The 15,062-nt window shown below is 68.5% G+C and carries 11 protein-coding genes and 2 pseudogenes; 10 read left to right on the forward strand and 3 right to left on the reverse strand.

Translation table 11 applies throughout. From position 1 onward, the window contains the following. Nucleotides 1–91 precede the first annotated feature (91 nt). Nucleotides 92–2,047: a M13 family metallopeptidase gene (locus FMEAI12_RS02555; protein WP_112104839.1), complete on the reverse strand. Its 1,956-nt coding sequence runs from the start codon at nt 2,045–2,047 to the stop codon at nt 92–94. A 321-nt stretch (nt 2,048–2,368) separates the two neighbouring features. Here FMEAI12_RS02555 and FMEAI12_RS02560 point away from each other — a divergent pair, with 321 nt between their 5' ends. Next, the gene (locus FMEAI12_RS02560; protein ID WP_112104840.1) at nt 2,369–3,259 is read left to right on the forward strand and encodes an SDR family NAD(P)-dependent oxidoreductase; all 891 of its coding nucleotides are present in this window, start codon (nt 2,369–2,371) and stop codon (nt 3,257–3,259) included. Between the two features lie 79 nt (nt 3,260–3,338). On the opposite strand, the gene FMEAI12_RS02565 is transcribed toward FMEAI12_RS02560, so the two are convergent. Then, the gene (locus FMEAI12_RS02565) at nt 3,339–4,553 is read right to left on the reverse strand and encodes an ABC transporter substrate-binding protein (RefSeq protein ID WP_071065900.1); all 1,215 of its coding nucleotides are present in this window, start codon (nt 4,551–4,553) and stop codon (nt 3,339–3,341) included. Between the two features lie 692 nt (nt 4,554–5,245). Here FMEAI12_RS02565 and FMEAI12_RS02570 point away from each other — a divergent pair. From FMEAI12_RS02570 to FMEAI12_RS02595, 6 genes and pseudogenes are all read left to right on the forward strand, one after another. After that, nucleotides 5,246–6,694 (forward strand): aldehyde dehydrogenase, encoded by a 1,449-nt coding sequence (locus FMEAI12_RS02570; RefSeq protein WP_112104841.1) that lies wholly within the window; start codon nt 5,246–5,248, stop codon nt 6,692–6,694. 179 nt (nt 6,695–6,873) lie between these two features. Next, a pseudogene (locus FMEAI12_RS39665) lies at nt 6,874–7,038 on the forward strand (aldo/keto reductase); the annotation flags it as partial. Nucleotides 7,039–7,273: 235 nt separating this feature from the next. Next, nucleotides 7,274–7,651, forward strand: a complete 378-nt coding sequence (locus FMEAI12_RS02580; protein ID WP_112104842.1) for a hypothetical protein — start codon at nt 7,274–7,276, stop codon at nt 7,649–7,651. A 374-nt stretch (nt 7,652–8,025) separates the two neighbouring features. Next, nucleotides 8,026–8,784, forward strand: coding sequence for a hypothetical protein (locus FMEAI12_RS36100; protein WP_146776613.1), 759 nt, complete (start codon nt 8,026–8,028; stop codon nt 8,782–8,784). Between the two features lie 89 nt (nt 8,785–8,873). Continuing rightward, nucleotides 8,874–9,440, forward strand: a pseudogene (locus tag FMEAI12_RS02590) (IS5 family transposase); the annotation flags it as partial. A gap of 252 nt (nt 9,441–9,692) precedes the next feature. Beyond that, nucleotides 9,693–10,715, forward strand: a complete 1,023-nt coding sequence (locus FMEAI12_RS02595; RefSeq protein ID WP_112104844.1) for a TIGR03621 family F420-dependent LLM class oxidoreductase — start codon at nt 9,693–9,695, stop codon at nt 10,713–10,715. A gap of 157 nt (nt 10,716–10,872) precedes the next feature. Here FMEAI12_RS02595 and FMEAI12_RS02600 read toward each other — a convergent pair whose 3' ends face one another. Continuing rightward, the gene (locus tag FMEAI12_RS02600) at nt 10,873–11,823 is read right to left on the reverse strand and encodes a LysR family transcriptional regulator (protein WP_112104845.1); all 951 of its coding nucleotides are present in this window, start codon (nt 11,821–11,823) and stop codon (nt 10,873–10,875) included. 153 nt (nt 11,824–11,976) lie between these two features. On the opposite strand from FMEAI12_RS02600, the gene FMEAI12_RS02605 reads away from it, so the two are divergent. From FMEAI12_RS02605 to FMEAI12_RS02615, 3 genes are all read left to right on the forward strand, one after another. Further along, on the forward strand, nt 11,977–12,849 hold the full coding sequence (locus tag FMEAI12_RS02605) for an SDR family NAD(P)-dependent oxidoreductase (protein WP_071065892.1): 873 nt from the start codon (nt 11,977–11,979) through the stop codon (nt 12,847–12,849). 120 nt (nt 12,850–12,969) lie between these two features. Then, nucleotides 12,970–13,743, forward strand: a complete 774-nt coding sequence (locus FMEAI12_RS02610; RefSeq protein WP_112104846.1) for an SDR family NAD(P)-dependent oxidoreductase — start codon at nt 12,970–12,972, stop codon at nt 13,741–13,743. Between the two features lie 530 nt (nt 13,744–14,273). Next, nucleotides 14,274–14,939 carry a TetR/AcrR family transcriptional regulator gene (locus FMEAI12_RS02615; RefSeq protein ID WP_112104847.1) on the forward strand — a complete coding sequence of 222 codons (666 nt, stop codon included), beginning with the start codon at nt 14,274–14,276 and terminating at the stop codon, nt 14,937–14,939. Nucleotides 14,940–15,062 lie beyond the last annotated feature (123 nt).

Genomic DNA, 15,062 nt, shown 5'->3' on the forward strand with positions numbered 1-15,062 from the left:
GGTGGGGGGCACCTCGGCGGCGGGCCGGAGGTGCGCCCGCGGGCCGAGACCCGCGGGCGCGATGCCGGTGAACAGTCCGAACGCGGAACGCCTACCAGATGCGGACCCGGTCGGCCGGGTCCAGCCACAGCCCGTCGCCGGGCTCGGTGCCGAAGACGTCGTGGAACTCGTCGAGGTTGCGCACGATGTTGGCGCGCAGGTCCGGCGGGCTGTGCGGGTCGGTGGTGAGGTACTGCCGCTCGAGCTCGAGCCGGCGCTTGCTGCGCCACACGTAGGCCCAGTTCATGAACAGCCGACGTCGGTCCTCCCGCGACGGCTCGCCGCCCTGGGAGATGACGTAGGCCTGGTGGGCGATGGTCAGGCCGCCGAGGTCGCCGATGTTCTCGCCCACGGTGAGGGCGCCGTTCACCTTCTCGCCCGGCAGGTTGCGTGACTCGAACCCGTTGTACTGCTCGACCAGCGTCTTCGACTTCACCTCGAAGGCAGCCTTGTCGGCGGGCGTCCACCAGTCGTTGAGGTTGCCGGCGCCGTCGTACTGCGCGCCCTGGTCGTCGAAGCCGTGACCGACCTCGTGGCCGATCACCGCGCCGATGCCGCCGTAGTTCTCGGCCGGGTGGGCGTCGGGGCTGAAGAACGGCTTCTGGAGAATGGCGGCCGGGAAGCAGATCTCGTTGGTGCCCGGGTTGTAGTAGGCGTTGACGGTCTGCGGGAGCATGAACCACTCGTCGCGGTCCACCGGCGAGCCGATCTTGGCCAGCTCCCGATCGGTCTCGAACGCGGCGGCGGCGCGGGCGTTGCCCATCAGGTCGCCGCGGCGCACCGGCAGCGCCGAGTAGTCCCGGAACCGGTCGGGGTAGCCGATCTTCGGCCGGAACGTCTCGAGCTTCTCGTACGCCCGCTGCTTGGTCTCCTCCGTCATCCAGTCCAGCTGGGAGATCGACGAGCGGTAGGCCGCGAGCAGGTTCGCGACGAGGTCGTCCATCTGTGCCTTGGCGTGCGGCGGGAAGTGCCGGGCGACGTACTCCCTGCCGACGGACTCCCCGATCGCGCCCTCGACGAACGCCACCGCGCGCTTCCAGCGGGCCCGCAGCTCGGGCGTGCCGCTGAGCGTGCGGCCGTAGAAGTCGAAGTGGGTCTCGGTGAACACGTCGGGCAGGTAGGCCGCGGCCGAGCGCAGCACGCGGCTGACCAGCCAGTCGCGCCACACGTCGACCGGCGTGTCGGTCAGCACGGTCGACAGGTGCTCGAAGAACGACGGCTGCCGCACGCACGCCTCCGCCAGCGTCGCGTGCGGGCCGGTCAGCGACCCACCGAGACCGGTGACGTAGGCGTCCCAGTCGAACGCCGGGCAGAGCGCGGCCAGCTGTCCGCCCGTCATCAGGTTGTAGGTCTTCTGGACGTCGCGGGTCTCGGCCCGCTCCCAGTGGCCCTTCGCGAGCAGGGTTTCCACGTCGAGGATCCGCTGCGCGGCGCCCTCGGGGTCGGGGTGCCCGCCCAGCCCGAGCATCCGGGTCAGGTAGTCGACGTACTTCTGGCGGGTCTCGGCGAACTTGTCGTCGTGGTAATACGACTCGTCCGGCAGGCCGAGGCCGCCCTGGCGCAGGTGGAACAGGTAGCGGTCCGAGTTGCGGTCGTCGGTGTCGACGTAGGAGCCGAACAGTCCGGCGCCGCCGATCCGCTCGAGCTCGCCGAGGAACGCGGCGAGGCCGCGGACGTCGCTCAGCCCGCGCGCGCCGTCCAGCAGTGGCTGCACCGGGCCCAGTCCGAGCGCCTCGATCGCCTCGGTGTCCATGAAGGAGTTGTAGAGGTCGCCGATCTTCCGCGCGTCCTCGCCCTGGGTGGCCGGGTCCCGCGTGGCGAGGTCGGTGATGATGTCGCGGACCTGCCGCTCGGCGTCGTCGGCCAGCTGCACGAACGGGCCCCAGCTCGACCGGTCGGACGGGATCTCCGTCTCGGCGAGCCACCGGCCGTTCACGTGGCCGAACAGGTCGTCCTGCGGTCGGACGTCGAGGTCCATGCCCTCGCGGGCGTCGTCGAGGATGCTCACAGAACGGAAGTCTCCAATCGATTGCCGCCAGGCCATGGAGCAACGCCGAGCCGTCCAGCCCGTCCGGTGCACCCCCTCGACGGTATCTGCCCGCATGTAGGCATCCGTTCCGTTCGCGGACACCCGTTGTCGATCACGGGCGGTCGACGGGCCGCCCGTGATCAGGCGCTGTCGGGCTTGACAAATGACACCTTGTGGGTGTCATTATGGCCGGGCGCGCGATCTACGCCCGCTGCGCGGACAAGGCCCCACTGTTCCGGGCCGCGGTGCGGCACGCCACCGTTCGCCTGCTCCGCGACGGCCTCCGGCCCCGCCGATCTGATGGAGATGTCCTTGCCGCCTTACGCAGACCGGCCCGTCGTCGTCGTCACGGGCGCCAGCTCGGGGATAGGCCGGGCGACCGCCCGCACTCTCGCCGAGCAGGGCTGGCAGGTGATCGGCATCGGCCGCGATCCGGTACGCAGCGCCGCCGCCGAGGCCGAGATCGCCGCGGCGGCGCGCAAGGACGGCGGCTTCACGATGCTGCGCGGCGACTTCACCCTCATGGCGGACGTCCGGCGCGTGGCCGGCGAGATCCAGCACCTCACCCCGCGCCTCGACGTCCTCATCAACAACGCCGGCGGCGTGCGGGACCGGCAGATCATCAGCGCGGAGGGCACCGAGGCGACCTTCGCCGTCAACCACCTCGCCCCGTTCCTGCTGACCCGGGAGCTCACGCCCCTGCTGCGGGCGAGTGCGGCCAGCCTGCCCGCCGGATCGACGCGGGTGATCGCCGTGTCGTCGAGCGGCCACCGCGCGGTCGACGGGCTCGACTGGGACGACCTGCAGAGCCTCGGCGAGTTCCGTCCCGCCGTCGCCTACTGCCGGGCCAAGCTCGCCAACATCCTGTTCACCCGCGAGCTGGCCCGGCGGGCCGGGCCGGACGGGATCGTCGCCCAGGCCATGCATCCCGGCGTCGTGGCCAGCAACTTCAGCGCGCACGGCGACGCGGCGATGCGGGCGCACATGGCCGCGGCCGACACGGTGCCACCCGACGAACCGGCGGAGACGCTGGCCTGGCTGGCCACCGAGCCCGAAGGCGGCCGCACCGGCGGGCGCTACTTCCACCGCAGGGCGGAGGAGCTACCCGCCGAAGCCGCGCGGGACGATGCCGCCGCCGCCCGCCTCTGGACCGAGAGCGAGCGGCTGCTGGACGGGCTCGGCTTCCACTGATCCGTTTGATCCGTTTCCGCCTCCGTCGGTCTACCCTTGGTGGGCGGGCGTGGAAACCGTGGCGCTCCTGGAACAAAGATCAGAGCGTGTTGCCGCACAGGTCCGGCTCGACGACGAGGAACGCGTTGCCCGAGCCGTTGACCTGGACGAACGAGTAGCACGTGGTGGGCCGGCCCGCGCCCGTCCGGAAGCTGATCGGGCTGATCAGGCCACCGGCGTCGTAGCTGTTCTGGGCTCGCAGCCGGTCGATGAAGCCCTGACGCGTCGGGCAGGCGTCGGCGAGGCGCAGGCCCTCCAGGAATATGTCGGTGCTGATGTAGGCGAGCACCGAGCTGTCGTTCTCGGGCTGGGCGACCTGCGGCGCGTACCGGTTCATCGCCTCCAGGTAGGTCTGGATCGCCGGACCGCCGAGCTCCAGTGGCCGGTAGACGAGCGGCACGGTGATTCCCGCCGCCTGTGCGCCGAAGGTCTCCAGGAGCCTCTTGTCGTAGCCGTTGCCGGAAAGGACGACCTTCGGCGGGTGGCCGGCCTGCCGTAGTGTGCTCAGGATGCCGACGAGGCTGTCCGGCGGGATGAGGCCGATGACCGTGTCCGCCTTCGCCGCGACGATCCTGGATGCCGCCGCGGCCGGGTTGTCGACGTTCGGGGTGAAGTTCACCGTGTCGACCACGGGTATTCCGCTGGCGGCGAGGCTGCGCGCGTACTTGTCGGCGGTATCCGAAATGCCCGCGGACAGCGCGGGCTGCAGGGTCACCGCGCGCCGGCCCCCCTGGGAACGCACGAACTGGCCCTGGGTGTCGACGGCGACGCCGGTCACATAGGTGAAGGCGAACATGTTCCGCATCGTCGACCAGACCTGCTCGTGGGCCAGGCCCGTCACGGGAACTCCCCGGTCGGCGAGGTAGCGCGCGCTTCCTGAGGCCGCGACGGACAGCTCGATGAGACCGAAGACGTTCTGGTGCTCGACAAGGTCGCGGGCGCCCATCGCGTTCTCCGTGGCGGACCCCTTGTCGTCGCGCCACTGGTAGACGACCTTGCGGCCGTGCACGCCCCCGGCCGCGTTCACCTCACCGATGCGGGCGTCGATCCCGCCCCGGACGGCGTCGGAACGCTCCGCGGCCGGCCCGGTGTCCGGGTACAGCACACCGAGATCGATCTGCTGGGCGCCCACACCCGGTGTGGCGCAGCCGGTCGCCGCGCTGGCCTCGGGCGACGAACAGCCGGCGAGGAGACCCGCCGCGCCGACGGAAACCGCGGCCAGCACCGAGCACAACGTTCGACGACGGGAGAACATCGGGCCCCCTGGATGATGGTCTCGAAAGAAAAACGGGATCGGGAAGTTTCGCGTGTCACACGCGCCGTGAACGTGGCATCCCGGTCACTGGTGAATCTTCCGTGGAGCGCTGCCTCTGAACGGTGATCCGTCCGCCGGCCGTCTGAATGGTCGGCAGGTGCGCCCCGACGATACCAAGACAGGCGGCCTTGTCTGCGGTCAGTTGGTCCGCGCGGGACCAGACGGCTGTGCCGTGGATCTCAGGTTTCGAGTTCGTAGTCTCCGCTTTTCCTTTGATTCATCGGGAGGTCATTTGCGCGTGCCAAAAGAACACCTCGCCGTGCTACCCGCGCCACCGCTCGGTGCGATATCCGATGCGTGCGGCGCCCCCGTTCGCCGGCGGCCGGACGGCCGGACGGCGGCCTTCGGGTACGTGTCGTCCCGCGGGGGCTCCGCGGCTCCAGCGGCCGCGTCGAGGTCCCCGGCACCGGACAGTGCGATGCGTTCGACAGCGCCACGCTGGGTCACGTTCACTTCCGCGCGCGACCAGTCGGCCTCCACCGGAACACGGTGCGGGGCCTGGCGCATCGACCTGGTGCGCGGAAGGACATGAGCCGGGCAGCAGATGTGGCGCCGGCACGTGGAGAACCGGGAAGCTGACCGTGTCCCAAAGATCGCGGTCCAGGGTGTTGGCATCGGCGCAGGGAGCACTCATGTGGGAGCGGGAGCAGATGTTCGTCGGAGGCGCATGGGTCGCGCCGAGCACCGACAGCAGGATCGAGGTGACCTCGCCGCACACCGAGAAGCTGATCGGTCGCGTCGCCGCGGCGAGCACGGAGGACGTCGACCGCGCCGTCGCCGCGGCGCGGCGGGCCTTTGACGAGGGGCCGTGGCCGCGGACCGATCCGGCCGAGCGGGTCGAGGTGATCCGGCGGCTGGCCACGCTCTACCGCGGGCATCGCGACGAGCTGGCCGAGCTCATCACCGCCGAGCTGGGCGCGCCGATCTCGTTCGCCAGGCGCGCGCAGGTCGCCCTGCCCGGGGCGCTGATGACCGCGCTGGCCGACACGGCGGCCGGCTACTCCTGGCAGGAGAAGCGGCCAGGCGTATACGGCCAGGACATCATCCTGCGCAAGGAGCCCGTGGGCGTCGTCGCCGCGGTGGTCCCCTGGAACATGCCGCAGTTCCTGACCGTCACCAAGGTCGTCCCGGCGCTACTCGCCGGCTGCACCGTCGTGCTCAAGCCGGCGCCCGAGTCGTCGCTCGACGCGCTGTTCTTCGCCGACCTGCTCGACCAGGTCGGCCTGCCGCCGGGCGTCGTCAACGTCATCCCCGCCGACCGTGAGGTGAGCGCCTACCTCGTCGCCCACCCCGGCATCGACAAGGTCTCCTTCACCGGCTCGACGGCGGCCGGCCGGCAGGTGGCGGCGGCATGCGCTCCCAACCTCACCAAGGTCAGCCTCGAGCTCGGGGGAAAGTCGGCGGCCATCGCTTTGGACGACGCCGACCCGGCCACCGTGGCGCGCGCCGTCCGCCTCTCGGGCATGGGCATGGCCGGGCAGATCTGCAACTCCCTCACCCGGGTACTCGTGCCCACGAGCCGCGTCGGCGACTACGCCGATGCGCTCGCGGCAACCCTGTCGGCCATCAGAATCGGCGATCCGGCCGATCCCGCGACCGAGATGGGCCCGCTCGTGGCCAGGCGCCAGCAGGAACGGGTCCGCCGGTACATCGACATCGGCGTGCGGGAGGGCGCCCGGCTCGTCGTCGGCGGCACCGATCTGCCCGACGGGATCGATCGTGGATGGTACGTGCGACCGACCGTCTTCAGTGAGGTGGACAACTCGATGACGATCGCCCGGGAGGAGATCTTCGGCCCGGTGCTCGTCGTCATCCCCTACGGCGACGAGGACGAGGCCGTTCGCATCGCCAACGACTCGGAGTACGGCCTGGCCGGCTCCGTGTTCACCGCGGACACCGAGCATGGGCTCGAGGTGGCGGGCCGGGTCCGGGCCGGTACCTTCGGCGTGAACCAGGGCTACTCCATGGACCCCGCGGCTCCCTTCGGGGGAGTGAAGGCCAGCGGCTACGGCCGCGAGCTCGGCCGTGAGGGCCTTGAGGGCTACCTCGACGTCAAATCGATCTCCGTCGCCACCGCGTAGCGGGTTCTACCCGAGCATCGGCCGCAGCCGGGGATTGAGCTGAGCGCCGGCGGCCCGGCCGGGCACGGTGCACCGGATTTTCCGCCTGTATATCAGGGGAAAATCTCGCTTCCGGTCAGGCTGGGGGGGCACTGGCAGTGCCCCCCCAGCAGCGGTGGGTACCGATGTTGGATGAGCACATGGAGTACACCCGGCTGGGATCATCAGGATTGAAGGTCAGTCGCATAGCGCTCGGCTGCATGAGCTTTGGCAAGCCCAACACCGGGCGGGACTGGGCGCTCGACACGGATGCGGCGGAGCCGATCTTCCGGCAGGCCGTCGAGCTCGGCATCACGCTTTGGGACGGTGATGTGAGCAGACTCGTGGGTCGTCCAATCCGACGACCGACGGATCGGGCAGGCCCCTTTTCCTGGACATCGACCTCAGCGACAAGGAAGTAGCCGCGCTCGAGGATAACTACTCTCCACGTCGGCCTACCTACTGCGGGTCGAAGTCTGGTTACTGATCCCGCGGGCGACCTGACCCTATGGCATCGACGCGTCGTCCGCCGCCCTGGCCCCGGTCGATGTCTACCGGATCGTGGAAGCCGACCCGTATCCCGCGAGCTATATCGCCACCGTCCAGCGCAACGTGCGGGAAATCGGGCAGCCGCCCGGCGTGGACGTCAACGAGCTCGTCATCTGCCCGGCCAGTGCGCGCGGATCGAGCGGTACGTCACCGCGTCCACGACCTGCCCGCCGGGTGGTCACCACCGACTTCGATGATCCCGGCGCGACCCGCGGCGGCCACGAATGCCTCACCCCCGCAGAAGCCCACCTCCTGGCCGGGATGCTGATCCGCGCCGCGACAACCTTCAAAGCCGCAGAGAACCGGGAAAAGGCTGTCCCACCTAGCCGGACAACGTCCGGCGACGAAGACGGCCCCGGCCAAGCCACCTCTGCACTCGGGGCGCCGTAAAGGAAAGGCCCGTCGCCTCCTCACCGCCCCGGCCGGGCTTGCTGTCCCTGGCCGCCTTCTGATCCCCGCCGGGCCTGCGCCGATCCACAGGTGGTTCGGGTTCGGCGGTTCCACCATACCGTCGTCGTGACGATACGTGCCTGAAATCCCCCTTCAGTGCAGCCCACGAGTTCGCGACGCGGTCGAGGTGATGTTCGACGCTCAGTGGACTTCGGGTGAGGCGACCGCCTGCGGACCGAAACCCCACGTTCCGATGCGCTGATGGCCCAGATCGTCGTCGACACGCGGGTAGCAGGGTTGCCGGGGTGGCCGGAGATTCACTGGCTACCATCGCGCGGTGCTGGTCCTGGACCTTCGCTCGAACAAGGAGTCAAATGGATATCAGGAGATACTCGAGAAGCGTGTTTCTTACCGGCGGACTGTCCGCGGCAGCCCTGCTGTTGGCGACTCCCGCGTCGGCGAGCACTGTTTCCGTAAATCCGTCGCAGGAGGGGAAGAAGGGTGCGAGATCGGCTGCGGCTCCAATTTGCTGGGGAAGCGGTGTCGGATCGGCCGGGAACACCGGAAACGGTGTGACGTGCTATCAGCTCGGTCCCGCTGATGAAGCCACGACGGCGGCGTGGTTGCAGTCGCAGGCCGGCCCATGCCTCGTGGATCTGGCCGGTGGGGCGGTGGACTCGGACGGGGACGACCTGTTCGAGGACGACCTGTTCGAGGACGACTGGTTCAATGAAAAGCGGACGGTCAACCTGATCATCGGAAGTCTCACGATCGGTGGCCTTGGGCCGACTGTGGGCGGCACCGGAATCGTCGGTGGAACGGGGAACACGGCCGGCGGTACGACTGCCGCATTCGGGGGGATCGCCGCGGGCGGGCCCACCGTCGGGGCCGGTAACTCCGGCAATATCGGGGGAACCACGATCAACGCCCCGGCCGCCGCCGACACGGCCGCTGTCGCAGGTCCTCGACCGGTGATCGTCGTGTCTGGTCCGCAGTGTTCGGTCAGCTCGACTGGATCCGGTCAGGCGCCCACCACGGGCCTTCAGGATCAGCAGGGCGCTACGGAAGACGAGTGGGCGATCCTCGAGGACAACGACCCGACCGAATGGGAGATCTCCCTTCCTGAGCTGTGAAGGGGTGCTACTCGAGGATCCCGCTAGGGCGTGTATCCAGTTGTGATCTATCTGTGGGATTCGCTCTCGTGGTGGGGTCTGATCCGGTAGATCGTTCTGCATGACGCGGGGGCGGCCCGGAGGAACAAGGCGGGCAGAACGGCGGAGACGATCCCGAGCGGGAGGAGCGACGACGTGTCCGGCGCCGGCGTGGACTCCGGCTGAAAGCTGCCTTACTCGGACGATCGAGGAGCGGGCAGACCAGCAAGGTCCACCTCGCCGCCGACCGCAGGTGCCGCCCGTTGGCGTTCGTCCTGACCGCGGGGCAGGCCGCGGACAGCCCGCAGTTCATCCCCGTGCTGACGAAGGTACGGGTCCCCGGGGCGCGTCGGCCGTCCCCGCGCCCGCCCCGACGCGGTCGCCGGGGACAAGGCTTACGCGTCCCGCAGCAACCATCCCTACCTGCGGAAACGCCACATCAGGCAGTCATCCCGGAGAAGAGGGATCAGGCCGCCAACCGGAAGAAGAAGGGCAGCAAGGGCGGCCGGCCCGTCAGCCACGACACCGATCTCTACACGGAGCGGAACACCGTCGAGCGCCTGATCAACAAGCTGAAGGCCTGGCGAGGTATCGCCACCGGCTATGACAAGACCCCGCAGAGCTATCTCGCCGGCCTCCCGACGCACGGCTACCGGGAGGCGCCGGGCGGCAGCTCTTGCTGCTCGACCAGGATGCGACTACCGTCGCGTGTTGATGTTGGTGTCAGGTTGTGCCGGATCTCCCAACTGACGGCGTGCTCCGCGGACGTCGGCGCCGCCGGGGCGTGTGAACGGTGAGGTGGCCCCCTTGCGCAGTCGATGCCGCCGGAGCGGAGAGCGGGACAAGTGATGGCGGAGCCCGGGAATGCCTACCCGAGGCCGATGCCGAGGATGCCGGTCACGGGCGAGTCGAGCGAGGCTCATCTGTCACCGGCGCGGCCGATCCGGTTCAACACCGGCCCGGGCCGGATCTCCGACCTCTCGGCGCTCCGGGAGGCCGGGCAGGCCATCGAGCGTCTCGGCTATTCGACCTTCGCTCTCGCCGACCATTTCATGATCCGGTACGCTCCGCTGATCGCGCTCCAGGCGGTCGCCGACGCGACCAGCGCGCTGCGGCTGACCCAGACTGTCCTCAACCAGGATCTACGGCATCCCGCCGTCCTCGCCAAGGAGCTCGCCACCCTGGACGTGCTGTCCCAGGGGCGTCTGCAGGTGGGGCTCGGCGCGGGATGGATGCAGGCCGAGTACCAACAGGCCGGCATCCGGTACGACCCGGCCGCCGCGCGGATCGCGCGGCTCGAGGAAGTGGTCATCATCCTGAAAGGCCTGTTCGGAGACGCTCCGTTCAGCTACTCAGGCGCGAACTTCACGATTGATGCTCTTCGTGGCACCCCACGACCTCTGCAGCGCCCGCACCCGCCGATCATGATCGGCGGCGGCGGTCGCAAACTGCTCTCGGTCGCCGGGCGCCACGCCGACATCGTGCAGATCATGCCCCGGCTTCCGCAGGAGGTCCGGCCGGCCGAACCGCACCCGTTCAGCGGCGAGGCCTACGAGGAGAGAATCGGCTGGGTCCGCGCTGCCGCCGGGGATCGCTTCGGCGACATCGAGCTGGGAGCCCAACTGCTGAACGTGACGATCACCGATGATCCGGAAGCGGCGTTTGAGACCTGCTTTCAGAGCTTTGGCCGGCAGGTCCGAGGATCGTCCGGGGGCGCTGTCCCGTCGCGAGCGGACCTCGGCTCGTCGCCGATGGTCGCCATCGGTTCGCTGGACGACGTCTGCCGGAAAATCCTGGACGTCCGTGACCGGTTCGGGATCAGTTACTTCACAACGCCGCTCGGTGCGAGCCCCGAATCCTTCGCACCGGTCGTGGAACGGCTGGCGGACGCGCCAGCCGGCGCCGCGGCATGACTCCGGCGGAAGCCATCGGCCCTTCGGTCCTGCGGCGCGAGCCGGCGGAACAGGCAGCGGCGCAGGCGGCGGCGCAGGTAAAGGCCTGACCGTCGGACCGGGCCCTGCGCAAGCCGTGGGGCCAGGAGCGGCGAAAGCCGCGCGCGGGCAGCCGAGATCAGGCCCCACGCTGTGGCGGGGAGATCCGCGCCGCCCACACACCGGACCCGACGAGCCGCTCCGCCTCGTCGCGGATGACCTGGCCGACCTTCGTCGCGAAACCACGCGGCAGTTCCAGGTGGGACGTGGTGCCGGTGCCCAGCCGTTGCGTGAGTGCGGGATTGCGAAGCGGGGCGTAGCACAGCCTTTTGTTCTCGATGTCGGTAGCGCAGGCGGAAAGCGGGAGAATGCCGTATCCGCGGCCTGCGGCGATGAGATCCTTTGCCACCTGAAGCGAGTCGGTCGTGAATCTGGACGTCAGTTTCAGCTTGAGCTTCAGCGCCGTGTTCTCGAGACTGTTGCGGATTCCGGTCTGGGAGGCCGGCAGAACGAGCGGGCAGTCGGTGAGCTCGGCGAATCCGATCGCCCGGTCAGGCGTGAGGTCCGATGCGGCGCCCCCGACAACGACAAGATCCTCCACCAGTAGCTCCTCCTGGAACAGTCGACCGTCCAGGACAGGATGGATCACCGCGATATCGACGGAGCCCTTCAACATGCCGTCGACGAGTTCGTCGGTACTCCCGACGCGCACCTGGAAGTCGACTTTGGGAAAAACCATGCTCAGGCTGTCCAGTAACGGTGCGGCCAGCACACAGGCGGCGGTCGTCGGCAGGCCGATATTCAGCGCCCGCTCGACTCGCGCCAGACGGGACCCGACGTATCGCATAGCGAGCTCCAGCTGACGCAGCGGCGCCGTCGTGGTGGCGCGCAGCCGTTCTCCCTCTTCTGTCAGTTGCACACCGCGAGCTGTTCGCCGGAACAGCGTGACGCCGAGGTCCTCCTCGAGGAGTCGGACCTGACGGCTCAGCGCGGGTTGAGCGATCCCCAGCACGCTCGCGGCGCGATTGATCGATCCTTCGTCGGCGACTTGTAAGAAGTACCTGAGGCGATGTGTGTCCATGGCGCGCATGCTACACCAGTCATGCCGAACCGGTATACCCAGGCGTCGAAATTTGTATTGGCATGCTCCGGCGGCATGGCCGTAACATCCTTGGAACCAGACGAGATGGTGCGCCTTGCTGTGCTGGATAAAACTTTTTTTGGGTCGGCGATAGGGGATCTCATGGATTCGGATACGCAGTACCTGACTCAGGCGCTGGGGCTGGACCGGCTGCCCACCCATATCATCGACAAGCGGGTAAGTGAGCTGCTGGACCTGAGTGGCCAGAAGGCGATTGTCATCGGTGCGGGGGGTGACGGATTAGGTCATGCGATCGCCAATCGGCTGGCTGGTTCCGGTGCCGATATCGCACTGGTCGGCCGGACCTTCGAGAAGGTCGAGCGGCGCGCGGGGGAGATCGCGAAGCGCTGGGGCGTGAAGACCGTTCCGATCCGCGCGGACATGTCGGACTGGGACCAGGTCCATCGGGCGGTGCGGGAGAGCCGGGAGGCGCTCGGCGGTCTGGACATCATGGTGAACAACCCGGTCATGGTGGCCGCCGGGGCCTTCGAGAAGCACACGAAGGAAGAGATCGACCGGACCGTCCTGGGCAGCCTGACCATGATGATGTACGGCGCCCACGCGGCGCTGGAGTACCTGCTGCCCCAGGGCTCAGGGAAGATCATCAACATCGGGGCGGTGGGTGGGCGAATTCAGCAGCCCGGCCTGACGGTCTACTGCTCGTGCAAGGCTGGGGTCATCGGTTTCACCCGTAATCTCGCGCACGAGGTCGCGTCCCGTGGCGTCAACGTGCTTGGTGTGGCTCCGGGTATCATGATCAAGTCTGAGATGAAGGCGATGCTCTTCGAGCCGCAGAACGAGGCGCAGCTCGCGGGCCGGAAGTCCATCATCGATGCGCTGAAGAACCAGGTGCAGCTGGGCCGGGTCTGCCTGCCGGAAGAGGTCGCCAACATGGTCGCGTACCTCTGCTCGGAGGCCGCCGACTACATGTGTGGTCAGACCATCGACGTCGCGGGCGGTCAGTGGATGGGGTGATCTGATCGCTGGGCGATTGGAAGGGATGTGCTGTCGTCGCGCCAGGGGCGCGGCCGATGATCCTGGCGCGACGACACGCGGGGGAATGGCTTTTCAGTACCAGAGTGCGGGAGCAGTGAGATGCGCGGACTGGCGGACAAGGTCTTCATCGTGGCGGGCGGGGCCACCGGAATCGGTGCCGGGGCGGCAAAGAGGCTCGGCGAGGAGAGTGCCAAGGTAGTAGTTGGCGACATCAACCTCGCCGGAGCGCAGAGCACCGTCAGCGAGATAAACGAGGCCGGTGGCAGCGCGGTCGCTGTCCACTTCGACCTCGCCGACGAGCACTCGGTCAATGAGATGGTCGATACGACGCTGGAGAAGTTCGGTGCCGTCCACGGCCTGTTCAACGTCGGCGCGGACCTGTCGCCCGGCAACCTCGGGCGGGACAAGTCGGTACTGGACACCGATCTCGACGTGTGGCATCGAACACTGGACGTCAACGTGGTCGGGTTCGTGCGGACCATTCGTGCCGTCCTGCCTCATCTGCTCGCGAACGGTGGCGGTGGCATCGTCAACACCTCGTCCGGTGCGGCGGTCAGCGCAGGCGACCGTCTCCGGCCCGCTTATGCGGCCTCGAAATCGGCGGTCAATGCGCTCACGCGGCACGTCGCCGGGAACTGGGGATCCAGGGGCGTGCGCTGCAACGGGGTGATGCCGGGTCTGGTGATGGGCGAGACGCAGGAGGTCCAGAACGACGTCGCGCTCCAGGAGAGGTTCCTGAAAGAGGTCCCCACCACCCGGCTGGGCCGCCCGAGCGATCTGGCCGCCGTCGTGTCCTTCCTGCTCTCGGACGACGCCGAATGGATCAACGGTCAGGTCTGGGCGATCGACGGCGGCGCCAACATGCGTGCCTGACGAACGACCCGGCATCCGGCCTGGGCCGCCTGGGCACTCGTCGACGCCGACCTGGCCGAGTAGGGGGGTCAGAACCCCGGGCGTGCGAGGAACGGCGGTGACTATTAGGTCAGTGTTCTACCTGTTGTTCATTGACCGCCGCGTATCTCCGACCGTAGTTTTCCGACGCCAGATTCCGTCCGACATCTGCCGATGCGGAGTACCGATGCGTCTGTTTCCCCGCCCGCACCGCGCCGTCCGGCTGGCAGATCGCCGGCTTCCACGGCCGCGCCGGGACGGAGACCGACAAGCTCGGCGTGATCTACACCAGGCGCTGAGACCAGGCGGTGAACAGCGGGGCCGGGCCGGGCTTGTCGGCCCCGGCGGGGCGCCCCTGGCGCCCCTGCCGGCACGCCTCCTCCGTGCCGGTCGAGGTCCGCCCCACCTGCCTGGCTGCCCCACCTGCCCGGCCCTCGACTCGTCCGGGAACCATCCCGTGATCCGAGAAGGGGTGTCCTGCAAGATCGGAATGGTCGCGGTCCGCGCTGCGTATGATTCCCGTGATGGAACCCGGCCGAACGCGTACCCCGCCCCGCCAGCGGGCGACGCTTGTGAACACCAGGTCACGGGAGAGTCGTCTGGCCCTCACTCGCGCCGCCCTTCGTCTTTGGAGCGAGGGTGACTTCGATGCGGCGTACGAAGCGAGCACCGTGGCTGATATCGCTCACGCAGCCGGGGTCAGCAAGGGAACCTTCTATTTCCATTTTCCCAACAAGGAGGCGATTCTCCTTGAGATGAGCTCGGCGACGATCCAGGCGATGATCGACCAGGTCGAGGCCGGAACCGCGCGAGGCGTCCCCCTGCGCTCGTTGAGCGATCAGATGATGACCTCGATGGCTCGACGCGTTGTTCGCGCGCCCAGGGGGGCCGCGCTGCGGGCCGGCGCCCTTGGCTTCGTGGGGCGACCGGATGATGGAACCCTGGCGATCCCTCGCCTGAGTGTCGCCTTCGAATCCCTCCTCCGTCACGGTAGGGAACGCGGCGAGCTTGGCGAGCAGATCGATGTGGAAGAAGTCGCCGCGATGATGACGGCCGTGACAATGGAAGCAATCACCCGCTGGGGGGCGGGAGACCGCTCCGCTTCCTGGCTGCGGCAGACGCTCCGTGATCGAGTGACCGTCATCCTGTGCGGTATCAGTCACCCGGACGAGAGCTAGAGGGTGTCTGAAAAGGGTCAGGATGGGTAGGGCAGGGGGTGTGTGAAGCCTCGGTGTGAGGGAGGCTGGTGATGGCCGAGCGGCGCGGGTATCCGACTGATCTGTCCGATGCCGAATGGGAGC

The sequence above is a fragment of the Parafrankia sp. Ea1.12 genome, from assembly GCF_900465275.1.
GTDB classification, from domain to species: Bacteria; Actinomycetota; Actinomycetes; order Frankiales; family Frankiaceae; genus Parafrankia; species Parafrankia soli.